The following is a 12484-nucleotide window of genomic DNA, read 5'->3' on the forward strand; positions in this document are numbered from 1 at the left end:
CTACGAAGTTGCCCGTCGCCCCGGCGTTTACCTTCGCCCCGGCAGACCTACTCTTGTTGTATGACCGGGCCTGGGGACCCTCCGGAAGGGACGCCCAACGGCGCCCCGGGAGGCGGTGAGGACGAATACCGATCCGTCGTCTTCGACGAATCGTTTGTTCGGGCTGCGCGGCTGCAGGAATTCTCCGCGGACGAGCGGCTGGGCGAGCACCATTCGCCGGCCGTCAAAACCCGGCACGCCTGGATGCGGCTGGGCGGCTCGCGGCAGGCCGTCCTGCTGGTGCTGCTGATCGTCCTCGCCTTCGGCACCGCCGTCTACATGGGCGTACGCCATCCGTACAAAACCCCGGAGACGGTCCGGGCGCAGCCGCTGCGCTCCGCGGTGGTGCCGCTCGCGCCGGCCGGGGAGGTACCCGGAGCCAAGCCGGGGGACCTCTTCGCCCACAGCCCCGCGGCCGATTACCGGATCGGTGCCGCGGGCGTCAATCTGCCCGCCGTCACCCGTACCGAGCACTTCTCCGACGGCCAGATCGTCGCCGCCCTGACCGTCGCGAAGGACTACCTCGTCCGGTCCTCGCTGGACCCGGCCACCCTCACCGGCGGGTCCGTGCGGCCGGTACGGCTGCTGCTCGACACCGGCCAACTCGACCAGTTCGACCGCAGCCTGGCCCGCCCCGACGACAACGGCCACGATGCGGCGACCGGGTGGCTGATCCGCTTCGACCCGAGGCAGACCCGGCTCGCCGACCGGAACGTCCGGGTCAACGGCACGCTCTCCGCGTCGGAGTTGAGCCCGGACGCGCTCGATGTCAGCGCCGACTACACCTTCGTCTACGCCGTCCGGCCCGCCCCCGCCGCCCCGGACGACGCCCCGGGCCAGGGCGTCGGCAAGCCCACCCCGGGCGCCGCCTCGCTGGTCACCGTCCGGCGTGAGGTGCACTTCCGGTTGAGCCGGGAGAACCTCAACGACCACCGCCTGGAGGTCGTGCAGAGCAGCCTGCAGGCCGGGCCGCTGGCCTGCTCCTCGCGGCCTGCCGACGCGCTGCGCCCGCTGTTCGCGGGACAGCACGCCGGCAAGGACCGGCCCAGGGGCACCGACCCCTACGCCAGGGACCGGGCCAACCCCTCGCTCTGTGGTGAGCTGGCGCCCTCCGCCCAGCCGAAGCCGAGCCATCCGCTGCGTTAGGAGGCCTCCGGGCCGTCGGCTCCCCCCGAGCCGTTGCTGCCCTTGCCGCCGCCCGAGCCGTCGGGGCGCGCGCCGCCACGGAAGACCGTGTCGCGCAGCTTGCCACCCAGATCGCCCGCACCGCCGGCGATATCGCGCACCAGGCCCATCAGCGGGTCCTTGCTGTTGCGCACCGAGTCGGCGTAGTGCGCCGCGGAGTCCCGGAACGAGTCGGAGACCGAGGTGTCCTTGTCCTCGTCCCGGCGCGGGTAGTGGCCGTCCATGATCCGCTGGTAGTCGCGGCTGGCCGCCCACTTCTTCAGCTCGGCCGCCCGTACGGTCGTGAACGGGTGGCTGCGCGGCAGCAGGTTGAGGATCTTCAGCACGGAGTCGCGCAGATCGCCGCCCGCCTCGTACTCCTCCGCCTGCTTCAGGAAGGCATCGACGTTCATCTCGTGCAGATGATTGCCGCCGGCCAGCTTCATCAGTCCGCGCATCGAGGCCTGCAGATCCTGGCCGACCAGCAGCCCGGCGCGGTCGGCGGACAGTTCCGACTTGCGGAACCACTCGCGCAGTGCCGTCACGATCGCCATGATCGCGACATTGCCCAGCGGGATCCAGGCGACCTTCGTGGCCAGATTCGTCAGGAACAGCAGAATCGTGCGGTAGACGGCGTGCCCGGACAGGGCGTGCCCGACCTCGTGGCCGATGACCGCCCGCATCTCCTCCTCGTCCAGCAGCTCGACCAGACCGGTTGTCACCACGATGATCGGCTCGTCCAGACCGATGCACATGGCGTTGGGCTGCGGGTCCTGATTGACGTACATCGGCGGGACCTTCTCCAGGTCCAGGATGTAGCAGGCGTCGCGCAGCATGTCGTTGAGGTGTGCGAACTGCTGCTCGCCCACCCGCACCGAGTCCGACAGGAACAGCAGCCGCAGGCTGCGCTCCGGCAACAGGCCACTGAGCGTCTTGAAGACGGTGTCGAACCCGCTCAGCTTGCGCAGCGCCACCAACGCCGAGCGGTCCGCCGGGTGCTCGTAGGACCGCGATGAGATTCCGGGGAATCGCCGTCGGTCCCGGCTCGGAACGTTTGCGCTGCCGCCTGGGCTCTCCGTCATTGGGGCCTCCCCCTGTTCGACTGCGTGTGTCTCAGACTAGAGGACGCCACCGACAGGAGAATGGATGCTCGGGCGTACGCTGGCGATCGCACCAATGACCGCACAGGCCCGTACACATGACCGCACGGGCCGCACCCGAGGGAGCGCACCGTCATGCCGTATCCGAGCGTGCTGCTCGCCGCAGCCCAGGAGACCGCCAGGGACGGCGGACCCGGATGGATCCTGCGCACCGTGATCGTCGTCGGCTTCGTGGGCGCCGGCCTGCTCGCCTGGTTCCTGCTGCGCGGCTACGGCCAGGACTGACCTCCGCGGACGGCCCGGACGCATCCGGGCGGAGTCGCCGTGAGCCCGCGGTGAGGTGGCGCTTACGATGTGGTGGAAGTCTCTGCCCGACCCCAGCCCGGATTGGTCCTGCTGACGATGAGCCTGCACACCACCGCACAGTCCCTGGTTTCCCTCGCCGCCGATCCCGGACACGAGGGCGGTCACGCCAGCCTCAGCCCCTTCGTGACCGGCGGCGGCGCCCTGTTTGTCCTGCTCCTCCTGCTCTGGATCACCACCCGCTTCAACCGGGACCGCTGAGCCCGGCACCCGGCCCGCGGCATCGCGCACAGCCCAGTAGGGTCTGCACGCATGGGAGAGCACACAGGGCCCGTGAAGCGGCGACTCGGAGTGATGGGCGGCACGTTCGACCCGATCCATCACGGCCACCTGGTCGCCGCCAGCGAGGTGGCCAGCCAGTTCCACCTCGACGAGGTCGTCTTCGTGCCGACGGGACAGCCGTGGCAGAAGAGCCACAAGAAGGTGTCCCCGGCCGAGGACCGGTATCTGATGACGGTCATCGCGACCGCGTCGAATCCGCAGTTCTCCGTCAGCCGCATCGACATCGACCGCGGCGGCAAGACGTACACCATAGACACGCTGCGTGACCTGCGTACGGAGCACCGTGACGCGGATCTGTTCTTCATCACCGGCGCCGATGCGCTCAGCCAGATCCTGACCTGGCACGATGCCGCGGAGCTGGTCTCGCTCGCCCACTTCATCGGGGTGACCAGGCCCGGCCATGTCCTCGCGGACCCCGGGCTGCCCGCGGGGGCGGTGTCCCTGGTCGAGGTGCCGGCGCTGTCCATCTCCTCGACCGACTGCCGGGAGCGCGTCGCCCAGGGGGATCCGGTCTGGTACCTGGTGCCGGACGGTGTGGTGCGCTACATCGACAAAAAACAGCTGTACCGCAACGACCGCTGACGGGGCTGACGGAAAGGGGCACCGGTGAGCGACCGACAGGATCCGTACGGGCCGCAGGACCCGTATGCCCACGACCCCTATGCCCAGGAGCAGCAGGGGCATACGAGCTACACCTACGACGCCTACGGGCAGCCGGTGTACCGCGACGCCGCTCAGCCGTCGTACGAGCAGCACTACGACCCCTACGGGCAGCAGACCGCCCCCTCCGCCTACGAGGCCTATGACCCCTACGGCGGCCACCAGGGCGGCGGCCAGGGGCAGCAGGACCACCAGGGATACCAGGGGCACCAGGGGCACCAGGGGCACCAGGGGCAGGCGGAGTACGGCTACGACGCGTACGGCCGCCCGCAGGTGCAGGACCGGCCCGGCTATCCGCAGCAGTACGACCCGTACGCCCAGCCCCAGCAGCCTCCTCAGCAACAGCCTCCTCAGCAACAGCCGCACCAGCAGGAGTGGATCCCCCAGCAGGCCCAGCAGCCCCCGTACGAGCAGGTCTCCTACGCGGACCCGCCCCGCTACGACGAGCCCGCTCCACAGCACCAGGACCAGGACCAGCCGCCCCGGCCGCCGGAGCGGCGCCGGGCCCCGGCGGCCGACGGCGCGGAGCCGGGTGCCGCCGGCGGCGCGCCCGGCTCCTTGGGCGAGGATCCGGAGTACCGCACCGAGCAGTTCTCCTTCATCGAGGAGCCGGACGAGGACTCCGAAGACGTCATCGACTGGCTGAAGTTCACCGAGAGCCGCACCGAGCGGCGCGAGGAAGCCAAACGGCGCGGCCGCAGCCGCATCGTCGCGCTGTCCGTCGTGCTGGCCCTGCTGGTCGCCGGTGGCGTCGGCTACCTGTGGTGGGCGGGCAAGCTGCCCGGCCTGGCCGGTCCCGGCACCGGCCAGGCGGCCGCGGCCGGCGGCCAGAAGCGCGACGTCCTCGTCGTCCACCTGCGGGACACCACGTCCGGGAACAGCTCGACGGCGCTGATGGTGGACAACACGACCACCCACAAGGGCACCACCGTCCTCCTGCCCAACAGCCTCGTGGTCCCGAAGGACGACGGCAGCGCCACGACGCTCGGCGAGTCCGTCAAGGACGACGGCACCGAGCCGACCCGGGACTCCCTCAACGGCCTCCTGGGCGCCGACCTCAAGGCCAGCTGGCGGCTGGACACCCCGTATCTGGAGAACCTCGTCGAGACGGTCGGCGGGATCACGCTGGACACCGACGCCACCGTGCCCGGCGCCAAGAAGGGCGCCGCCCCGGTCGTCAAGCAGGGCAGCGCCCAGGACCTCAACGGCCAGGCCGCCGTCGCCTACGCCACCTACCAGGCGCCGGGCGAGCCCCAGACCCGGCAGCTGCAGCGGTTCGGCCAGGTCATGCAGGCGACCTTGAAGAAGGTCTCCAGCGACGCCGACGGCGCCACGGCCACCGTGAAGTCGCTGTTGCAGGTGCTCGACCCGCCGCTCACCGAGGGCCAGCTGGGCAGCTCGCTGGCGCAGCGGGCGGAGCTGGCGAAGACCGGCGCGTACCGCACGACGCTGCTGCCCGTGCAGGCGAACGGCACGCTCAGCCAGGCCGCCGCGGCCGGTGTGGTCAAGGACGTGATCGGCGGCACGGTCAAGAAGACCGCCCCCGACGCGACCGCCCGGGTCGCCGTGCGCAACGCCACCGGCACCAAGGGCGCCACGAACAAGGCACAGGTCGCGCTGCTCAACGGCGGCTACAGCTTCGTCGACGCGGGCACCGCGGGCGCGGCCGCCACGTCCCGGGTCACCTACGAGGACACCGCCCAGAAGGCCAAGGCCGCGGAGGTCGCGAAGACCCTGGGCCTGCCGGCGGGCGTGGTCAGGCAGGGCAAGGGCGCCTCGAACGCCGACATCACGGTGGTGCTGGGGCAGGACTACAAGGGCTGACGGGGCACGCGCCCGGTGCCCGCCGGTCTCCACCGGCGGGCACCGGACGGCCCCGGCCACCGTGCTGACCAGCACGGACACCGAAACCGACCCATTGGTTGGAAAACCCAGTCGGGAGTGTCGGTGGTCCGTGAGACCCTTGTGGGGTACTTGACCGCCGATCCGGTCGTCCACGGGGACTGCGGCACGCGCCGCGGCTCAGCAGTGAGCCAGCTGCCCCTGCCCGGCCGGAGAGGCTGCCCTCGACCCGGAAAGCCGCTTGTGACCGCCACGGACCGTTCCCTCGAGCTCATCAACGCCGCCGCGCAGGCCGCGGCCGACAAGCTCGCGCACGACATCATCGCGTACGACGTCAGCGACGTCCTCTCGATCACCGACGCCTTCCTGCTGGCCTCGGCGCCCAGCGACCGCCAGGTCAAGTCGATCGTCGACGAGATCGAGGAACGGCTCAACAAGGACCTCGGCGCCAAGCCGGTCCGCCGTGAGGGCGACCGCGAGGCCCGCTGGGTCCTGCTCGACTACGTCGACATCGTGGTGCACGTCCAGCACAGCGAGGAGCGCGTCTTCTACGCGCTTGAGCGCCTGTGGAAGGACTGCCCCGAGATCGACCTCCCCGAGGAGGCCAAGGCCACCCGCGGCAAGGCCGCCGAGCACGCCGAGACCACGGCGGGCGAGCAGGACGGAGAGCTGCTCTGAACGGCACCAAGGGCGGCCGGGGCCGCCGCATCGTCCTCTGGCGCCACGGCCAGACGGCCTGGAACCTGGAGCGCCGCTTCCAGGGGTCGACGGACATCGAGCTGACCGCGGAGGGCCTCGGCCAGGCGCGCCGCGCCGCCCGCCTGCTCGCCGCCCTCGGGCCGGACGCCATCATCGCCTCCGACCTGCAGCGGGCCGCGACCACCGCGAGCGAGCTGGCCGCGCTCACCCGGATCGAGGTCACGCACGACGCGGCCTTGCGGGAGACCTACGCGGGCTCCTGGCAGGGGCTGACGCATGACGAGATCCTCGCGCAGTACCGCGAGCAGTACACCGCCTGGAAGCGCGGTGAGCCGGTGCGGCGCGGTGGCGGCGAACTGGAGACCGAGGTCGCCGACCGGGCCGCCCCCGTCGTGCTCGGCCACGCCGACAAGCTGCCCGACGACGGCACCCTGGTCGTCGTCAGCCACGGCGGCACGATCCGCACCACCATCGGGCGGCTGCTCGGCCTGGAGGCCCACCACTGGGAGGGCCTGGGCGGTCTGTCGAACTGCTGCTGGTCCGTCCTGGGCGAGGGCGCGCGGGGCTGGCGCCTGATGGAGCACAACGCCGGCACCCTGCCGGAGCCGGTGCTCGGCGACGACGACTGAGCCCGCCGGGCGCCCCCGGCCGACCGGATTTCACATCTGGGCAGGTCGCAGGCTAAAGTTCTTCTTGTTCGCGGCGCCGCCGGGGGAAACCCGGGGGAGCGGAACAAGACCCGGGGCTATAGCTCAGTTGGTAGAGCGCCTGCATGGCATGCAGGAGGTCAGGAGTTCAATTCTCCTTAGCTCCACAGCCCGGAAGATCCCGCCTCCAGACGGAGGCGGGATCTCTGCGTTCTGCGGGTTCTCCGGTTGTGCGGGATCTCTGTGTTCTGCGGGTTCTCCGCCCGGCCGGGCCCCGCGGTCAGGGCTCCGTGTGCGCGCTGCCGCTGAGCTCCCACTTCTGCTCCAGCTCCGCGCGGGCCTTTGAAGCGGGCCGCAGATGCTCGGGACAGCCGGTCAACGGGTCGTGGATGCTGCGCAGCACCGCCGTCAGCTCCCGGCTCTCCTCATCGGCCGGCGTGTAGACCACGATCCGGGTCTCCGGGACGCTGCCCACCGCCAGGGACGTCGAGACCAGCCGTATCTCACCGACCGAGGCGTGCCGGATCACCTTCATGCGGTTCCCCGGCGGCGAGACGTCCCCGGCCTCCCACAGGCGCGCGAAATCCGCACTGGTCCGTGAGAGCCGCCCGATCAGCGATTCCCATGCCGGCTCGCCCACATGACGGCCGTACGCCGCACGCAACTGCGCCACGAGGGCGGGGAACTCCTCGTCGCGGTTGACGATCGTGCAGCAGCAGGGCGGCATGGTGAACAGCTGCCAGAGGATGTTGCGGGACGGGACGGCGGAGCCGGAGACGGCATCTGGCTGCTTGCCGCGTATGCCGGCATCGGTGCGGGCCTCGGGTTCGCCCACAGCCCCAATCTTGCCGCCGCGCTGGGAACCGTACGCAAGGAGTACGTGGCGGATGCGAGCGGTCTCGTGGTGACCGTCAACCAGGTCGGACTGCTGCTGGGGACTCCCCTTTTCGGGGCACTCTTCCTCAATCGGCCGGCGGAGGCGGGAGCGGGCGCAGCGTCGCGGGCACTCTGGGGGAGCATGCTCGCTCTGGCGGGCGCGGCCGCGGTGGGCGGGCTCGCGGGGATGACGAGAAGGCGGGCCTGACCCGCTCCGTGGTCCGTGGCAGAATCGGACGGCGCCGGCAGGGGAGGAGAGATCGCGATGCCCACGAGCATCCTGGAGGAGGTCAACGACCTGCTCGAAGTGGCCGAGGCGCAGGGTTATGACTGGCTGCCGGAGTATGCGCTCCGCTTCACCTGCCCCGTAGATGCCCCCCTCCCCGCAGTCGGCGGCGATGACGGTTCCGCTCTGCAGTGCCCCTCCTGCGGCTCCTCCCACGTGGCACAGGTGCTGGGTGACGACGGGGGCACTTCCTTCGTTTGTACGGCCTGTGGCCACAGTTGGAGCTGATGGATGGGCGCCCACAGCAGGAAATGTGACTGGTGCGGCAGCGGTACGCCGATTGTCCGAGACATGGAACCGGTCAATGCCGACTACCAGTACTGGTGCGAGGAATGCGCCCGCGCCCTCGTCATAAAGGGCGACCCCATCGAGACCTACCGGGAGCTCGAGGGGGAGCCGATCTACGGACGCCTGCTGGACGAGCACTGCACGCTGAAGCGCTTCTACTCGTTCGCGACGGCCTGAGCGGGGTCCGCCCGGCGGCGGTGACGGCGGCGGCAGCCCACATATGTCCTTCGTGCGGCGAGGGCAACTGCTCAACTCCGCGGCGCGGTCGGTCGGTTCACGCACCACTGCCGGTGCCGGCCCTGTGGGCTGCGCCGTCAGGCCCCGGCCGTCGGCCGAGCCGCCACAGCCGGGCCCCGGTCAGTGCCAGCAGCGCAAGACCGGCGACCGGATAGACGTCGGAGAGCAGCATCTGGGCGGCGTTCTGGTGCAGTTCCTCGTGGTGGTGCCAGCGGTGCGGCACCCACCACAGCGCGAACGAGGAGAACAGCAGGCCCAGTGCGGTGGCCGCCGCCCACCAGCGGCGGGCGGTGGTGCCGGTCCGGTGCAGCGCCTCGGAGCCGAGCAGGATCACCATCGGTACGCACCACACCCAGTGGTGGGACCAGGAGATCGGGCTGACCAGGAGCGCGGTCGCCGCGCAGGCGACGGCCGCCCAGGCGCGCTGCCCGCGCAGCAGCGACCCGGCCGCCAGCGCCAGACCGAGGGCCGCGGTCAGGCCGGCGACCACGATCCAGATGACGCCCGGATCGTGGGTGTGCAGCAGCCGGGCGAGGGCGCCGCGCAGCGACTGGTTCGCGGTGATCTCCACCTCACCGACCCGGTCGGCGGCGAAGACGATCTCGGTCCAGAAGCGATGCGCGTCACGCGGCAGCGCGAGCGCGGAGAGGAGGACGGTGGCCAGGAAGGTGGTGGTGGCGACGGCGGCCTGCCGCAGCCAGGGGTTCCAGGCGGCGCGCGCCCCCGCGCCGGAGCGGAGCAGCCGACCGGCACGGACGGCGCCGGCCAGGGCGAGGAATACGGCGAACAGCGCCGGGGTGAGCTTGAGGCCGGCAGCGAGACCGATGCCGATGCCCGCGAGCCGGTGGGTGTCCTTGCGGGTCAGGTCCCCCAGTACGAGCGCGGCGAGCAGCAGGTTGATCTGGCCGTAGCGCAGCGTCGTCCACACCGGCTCGCACCACACCAGCAGCGCCGAGACCGCGAACGTCGCGGCCGGCCCGGGCAGGCGCCGGGGCCGGCCGGCCAGGCGTAGCGAGAGGTGGACGACGACGAGGAGCAGCGCGAGGTTGCCGGCCGTGGCGAGGGTGCGCATCTCGGGGACGCCGAGGAGGGTGAGCGGGGTGAACAGCAGCGCCGCGAAGGGCGGGTAGGTGTTGGGCAGGTGCGCCGAGGTCGCCACCATGTCGTAGAGGGGGCCGCCGTTGCGGACCGTGAAACCCTCGGCGCGGTAGACCATGAGGTCGAGCATCGTCACGTGGGCGAGGCGCTGCACGATCCAGAAGAGCGTGAACGAGACCAGGCAGGCGAGGGCCGCCGCGCGGGTCGGGTGCCGGCGCATGAGGCCCCGGCCGGGGCGGGCGCCGCGGGGGTCGGCGGGCGCTTCGAGGTCCAGCGCGGTCACGGCGTACGGCTCCCCCAGGACGAATCGGGCACGGCGTGCCGACAGTACCGCGCGTCGCGCCGAGGGGCCCCGGGCGCAACGATTTGGCGGAAGCCGGGGAGGTCCGTGTAATGTAGGCGATGCCGCAGCGGGGAACCGGGCGGGAAACAGAATACGGGGCTATAGCTCAGTTGGTAGAGCGCCTGCATGGCATGCAGGAGGTCAGGAGTTCAATTCTCCTTAGCTCCACAGAGAGCGAGCGGGTCGTCCGATGCGGACGGCCCGCTTCGTCGTATGGGCCGGAGGGCCGGGTGCCCTGGCCCTCCGGCCCGGCGGCAGTTCACCCTGGGTTGCCCTGATATCCGGTCAATGGGTCGTCCGTTATGGCGAGTTGAATGTTCGCTCCCTACCTATTCGTGGCCGGTCCTTGCCATTCCTTGGTCTCTTCTTGGTGATCGCATGCCCCTGACATGAACGGTTCACCGAAAGAGTGGCGCATCGCGTGAACGTCACATCCCACGCATTCACCGCTTGTGCGGTGCCGCGCACCTGCGCACCGGCGCAGCGCGGCACCCCGCAGCGCCACAGCAGGGGGTTACATGAGATCAAGCCGCACCAGAACACTGCGCGCCCGCGCCGGTCTGGCCTGGGCAGCGACGCTGCCGCTGGTCGCCGGCGCGCTCGCGCTCGGCGCACCCGCCGCCGACGCCGCGGGCCACGACGGCGGACGGCACGCACTGCAGGGCACCAAGCCCCTGTGGGCCACCCGGCAGGCCGACCGCGGCGACACCTCCGCTTCTGCGGCCGTCACCGCCCGCGTCTACCTGGCGGGCCGTGACGCCAAGGGGCTCGCCGACCACGCCAGGGCCGTGTCCGACCCGCACTCCGCCGCGTACGGGAAGTACCTGAGCCCCGGCCAGGTGCGGGCCCGATACGGCGCCACGCACGACCAGATAGCCAAGGTGACCGACTGGCTGAAGCAGTCCGGCCTGACGGTCACCGGCACCACCAACCGGTATATGACGGTCAAGGGCGACGCGGCCGCCGCCGAGCGCGCGTTCGCCACCGACCTGCACAACTACCGCAAGAGCGGCCACCTCTACCACGCCCCGTCGACCACCGCCTCCGCGCCCGCCACGCTGGCCGGCGCGGTGCTGACGGTCACCGGCCTGGACAACGCGCCGCGGATGGCCGAGCACCACTCCGGCGAACTGCCGCCGCCGGAGGGCGTCTTCCGCAACTCCGGTCCGTTCTCCTCGTACTTCGGCTCCACGACGGACAAGAAGCTGCCGTCCGCCTACGGTGGCAAGGCCCCGTACGCGATCAAGGGCTACACCGGCAAGCAACTGCGCGCCGCCTACGGGGCGAAGAAGTGGACCGGCAAGGGCGTCACCGTCGCGATCACCGACGCCTACGCCTCGCCGACCATCGCCCAGGACGCGGACAAGTACGCCGCCCGTAACGGCGACCCCCACTACCGCCGCGGCCAGCTCTCCCAGGTGCTGCCCAAGGACTACACGCACATCGAGGAGTGCGGCGCGGCCGGCTGGTACGGCGAGGAGACCCTCGACGTCGAGGCCGTCCACGCGGTCGCCCCCGACGCCGGCATCGTCTACGTCGGCGGCGCCTCCTGCATGGACGACGACCTGATCGACTCGCTCGGCAAGGTCGTCGACAGCCACCTCGCCGACATGGTCTCCAACTCCTGGGGCGACCTGGAGGCGAACGAGACCCCGGACGCGGCAGCCGCCTACGACCAGCTCTTCCAGCAGGGCGCCGTCCAGGGCATCGGCTTCTACTTCTCCTCCGGCGACGACGGTGACGAGGTCGCCAAGACCGGCACCAAGCAGGTCGACAGCCCGGCGAACTCCCCCTGGGTGACCGCGGTCGGCGGCACCTCCCTGGCCGTCGGCAAGCACGACGCGTACCAGTGGGAGACCGGCTGGGGCACTCTGAAGGCGGGGCTCTCCCAGGACGGCAACGACTGGACCGGATTCCCCGGTGCCTTCAACGGCGGCGCCGGCGGCGGCACCAGCAAGACCGTGGCGCAGCCCTTCTACCAGCGCGGCATCGTGCCGGACGGGCTCGCGAAGGCGAACGGCGGCGGCGCGATGCGCACCGTCCCGGACATCGCCGCGGTCGCCGACCCCAACACCGGCTTCCTCGTCGGCCAGACCCAGACCCTGCCGGACGGAAAGCTCGGTTACGACGAGTACCGCATCGGCGGCACCTCGCTGGCCGCGCCGGTGATCGCCGGCGTCCAGGCGCTCGCCCAGCAGGCCCGGCACGGCGTCGCCATCGGCTTCGCCAACCCCGGCATCTACCAGCGCTACGGCACCGCTGCGTACCACGACGTCACCGACCACCCGCTGGGCGCCGGCCGTGACCTGGCCGTCGTCCGCGTCGACTACGTCAACGGTGTCGACAGCAGCAAGGGCACCACGACCTCGCTGCGCAGCCTGGGCAAGGACAGCTCCCTGCACGCGGGCGTCGGCTACGACGACGTCACGGGCGTGGGCTCGCCGGGCGCCGGATATGTGAGCTCCTACCGCCCCTGACACGGGCGCGCGGCATTGCCTCCCCGCGCCGTCCGTGACCCGGTGGGGCGGTGGCGGGAGCAAGGGGTAACGGGGGCGGGGCC

14 protein-coding genes and 2 tRNA genes are annotated in these 12484 nt (G+C 71.2%); 13 read left to right on the plus strand and 3 right to left on the minus strand.

All coding sequences use genetic code 11. The features are described 5' to 3' along the window. Positions 1 to 60: 60 nt before the first annotated feature. Positions 61 to 1185: a hypothetical protein gene (locus tag ACF088_RS11910; protein ID WP_392375529.1), complete on the plus strand. Its 1125-nt coding sequence runs from the start codon at positions 61 to 63 to the stop codon at positions 1183 to 1185. Here the strand turns inward: ACF088_RS11910 and ACF088_RS11915 are convergent. Then, complete coding sequence (locus ACF088_RS11915) at positions 1182 to 2285, minus strand: M48 family metallopeptidase (RefSeq protein WP_392375530.1); 1104 nt, start codon at positions 2283 to 2285, stop codon at positions 1182 to 1184. The genes ACF088_RS11910 and ACF088_RS11915 overlap by 4 nt on opposite strands. Positions 2286 to 2438: 153 nt before the next feature. On the opposite strand from ACF088_RS11915, the gene ACF088_RS11920 reads away from it, so the two are divergent. From ACF088_RS11920 to ACF088_RS11950, 7 genes are all read left to right on the plus strand, one after another. Continuing rightward, positions 2439 to 2588 carry a hypothetical protein gene (locus tag ACF088_RS11920; protein WP_164993054.1) on the plus strand — a complete coding sequence of 50 codons (150 nt, stop codon included), beginning with the start codon at positions 2439 to 2441 and terminating at the stop codon, positions 2586 to 2588. A 117-nt stretch (positions 2589 to 2705) separates the two neighbouring features. Next, positions 2706 to 2867, plus strand: coding sequence for a hypothetical protein (locus ACF088_RS11925; RefSeq protein WP_392375531.1), 162 nt, complete (start codon positions 2706 to 2708; stop codon positions 2865 to 2867). 51 nt (positions 2868 to 2918) lie between these two features. Next, a complete protein-coding gene (nadD, locus tag ACF088_RS11930; RefSeq protein ID WP_392375532.1) occupies positions 2919 to 3530 on the plus strand; it encodes a nicotinate-nucleotide adenylyltransferase in 612 nt (203 codons plus the stop codon). Positions 3531 to 3554: 24 nt separating this feature from the next. Continuing rightward, on the plus strand, positions 3555 to 5432 hold the full coding sequence (locus ACF088_RS11935) for a LytR C-terminal domain-containing protein (protein WP_392375533.1): 1878 nt from the start codon (positions 3555 to 3557) through the stop codon (positions 5430 to 5432). Positions 5433 to 5693: 261 nt separating this feature from the next. After that, positions 5694 to 6128 carry a ribosome silencing factor gene (gene rsfS / locus ACF088_RS11940; protein WP_392375534.1) on the plus strand — a complete coding sequence of 145 codons (435 nt, stop codon included), beginning with the start codon at positions 5694 to 5696 and terminating at the stop codon, positions 6126 to 6128. Then, complete coding sequence (locus ACF088_RS11945; RefSeq protein WP_392375593.1) at positions 6125 to 6778, plus strand: histidine phosphatase family protein; 654 nt, start codon at positions 6125 to 6127, stop codon at positions 6776 to 6778. The genes rsfS and ACF088_RS11945 overlap by 4 nt, the downstream gene beginning before the upstream one ends. A 112-nt stretch (positions 6779 to 6890) precedes the next feature. Continuing rightward, positions 6891 to 6963 (plus strand) — tRNA-Ala (locus ACF088_RS11950). Positions 6964 to 7076: 113 nt separating this feature from the next. Here ACF088_RS11950 and ACF088_RS11955 read toward each other — a convergent pair. Beyond that, positions 7077 to 7631, minus strand: coding sequence for a hypothetical protein (locus tag ACF088_RS11955; RefSeq protein ID WP_392375535.1), 555 nt, complete (start codon positions 7629 to 7631; stop codon positions 7077 to 7079). A gap of 45 nt (positions 7632 to 7676) precedes the next feature. On the opposite strand from ACF088_RS11955, the gene ACF088_RS11960 reads away from it, so the two are divergent. From ACF088_RS11960 to ACF088_RS11970, 3 genes are read left to right on the plus strand one after another with little or no spacing between them, the layout of a single operon-like run. After that, on the plus strand, positions 7677 to 7880 hold the full coding sequence (locus ACF088_RS11960) for a hypothetical protein (protein WP_392375536.1): 204 nt from the start codon (positions 7677 to 7679) through the stop codon (positions 7878 to 7880). Positions 7881 to 7937: 57 nt separating this feature from the next. Beyond that, positions 7938 to 8186, plus strand: a complete 249-nt coding sequence (locus ACF088_RS11965; RefSeq protein WP_392375537.1) for a hypothetical protein — start codon at positions 7938 to 7940, stop codon at positions 8184 to 8186. A 3-nt stretch (positions 8187 to 8189) separates the two neighbouring features. Further along, positions 8190 to 8423, plus strand: a complete 234-nt coding sequence (locus tag ACF088_RS11970) for a hypothetical protein (RefSeq protein ID WP_018538025.1) — start codon at positions 8190 to 8192, stop codon at positions 8421 to 8423. A gap of 97 nt (positions 8424 to 8520) precedes the next feature. Here the strand turns inward: ACF088_RS11970 and ACF088_RS11975 are convergent, their stop codons facing one another. Then, positions 8521 to 9864, minus strand: coding sequence for a glycosyltransferase 87 family protein (locus ACF088_RS11975; protein WP_392375538.1), 1344 nt, complete (start codon positions 9862 to 9864; stop codon positions 8521 to 8523). Between the two features lie 155 nt (positions 9865 to 10019). On the opposite strand from ACF088_RS11975, the gene ACF088_RS11980 reads away from it, so the two are divergent. After that, positions 10020 to 10092: transfer RNA gene (locus tag ACF088_RS11980), tRNA-Ala, on the plus strand. A 350-nt stretch (positions 10093 to 10442) separates the two neighbouring features. Next, on the plus strand, positions 10443 to 12401 hold the full coding sequence (locus tag ACF088_RS11985) for a protease pro-enzyme activation domain-containing protein (RefSeq protein ID WP_392375539.1): 1959 nt from the start codon (positions 10443 to 10445) through the stop codon (positions 12399 to 12401). The last annotated feature ends 83 nt before the right edge of the window (positions 12402 to 12484 follow it).

Source organism: Streptomyces sp. NPDC015125, from assembly GCF_043080045.1.
Classification (GTDB): Bacteria; Actinomycetota; Actinomycetes; order Streptomycetales; family Streptomycetaceae; genus Streptomyces.

Excerpts from the sequence above, each read along its gene's own strand:
- ACF088_RS11915 (WP_392375530.1), bottom strand. The coding sequence starts at position 2,285 with ATGACGGAGAGCCCAGGCGGCAGCGCAAACGTTCCGAGCCGGGACCGA.
- ACF088_RS11965 (WP_392375537.1), top strand. The coding sequence starts at position 7,938 with ATGCCCACGAGCATCCTGGAGGAGGTCAACGACCTGCTCGAAGTGGCC.
- ACF088_RS11920 (WP_164993054.1), top strand. The coding sequence starts at position 2,439 with ATGCCGTATCCGAGCGTGCTGCTCGCCGCAGCCCAGGAGACCGCCAGG.
- ACF088_RS11985 (WP_392375539.1), top strand. The coding sequence starts at position 10,443 with ATGAGATCAAGCCGCACCAGAACACTGCGCGCCCGCGCCGGTCTGGCC.
- ACF088_RS11970 (WP_018538025.1), top strand. The coding sequence starts at position 8,190 with ATGGGCGCCCACAGCAGGAAATGTGACTGGTGCGGCAGCGGTACGCCG.
- ACF088_RS11925 (WP_392375531.1), top strand. The coding sequence starts at position 2,706 with ATGAGCCTGCACACCACCGCACAGTCCCTGGTTTCCCTCGCCGCCGAT.
- nadD (WP_392375532.1), top strand. The coding sequence starts at position 2,919 with ATGGGAGAGCACACAGGGCCCGTGAAGCGGCGACTCGGAGTGATGGGC.
- ACF088_RS11910 (WP_392375529.1), top strand. The coding sequence starts at position 61 with ATGACCGGGCCTGGGGACCCTCCGGAAGGGACGCCCAACGGCGCCCCG.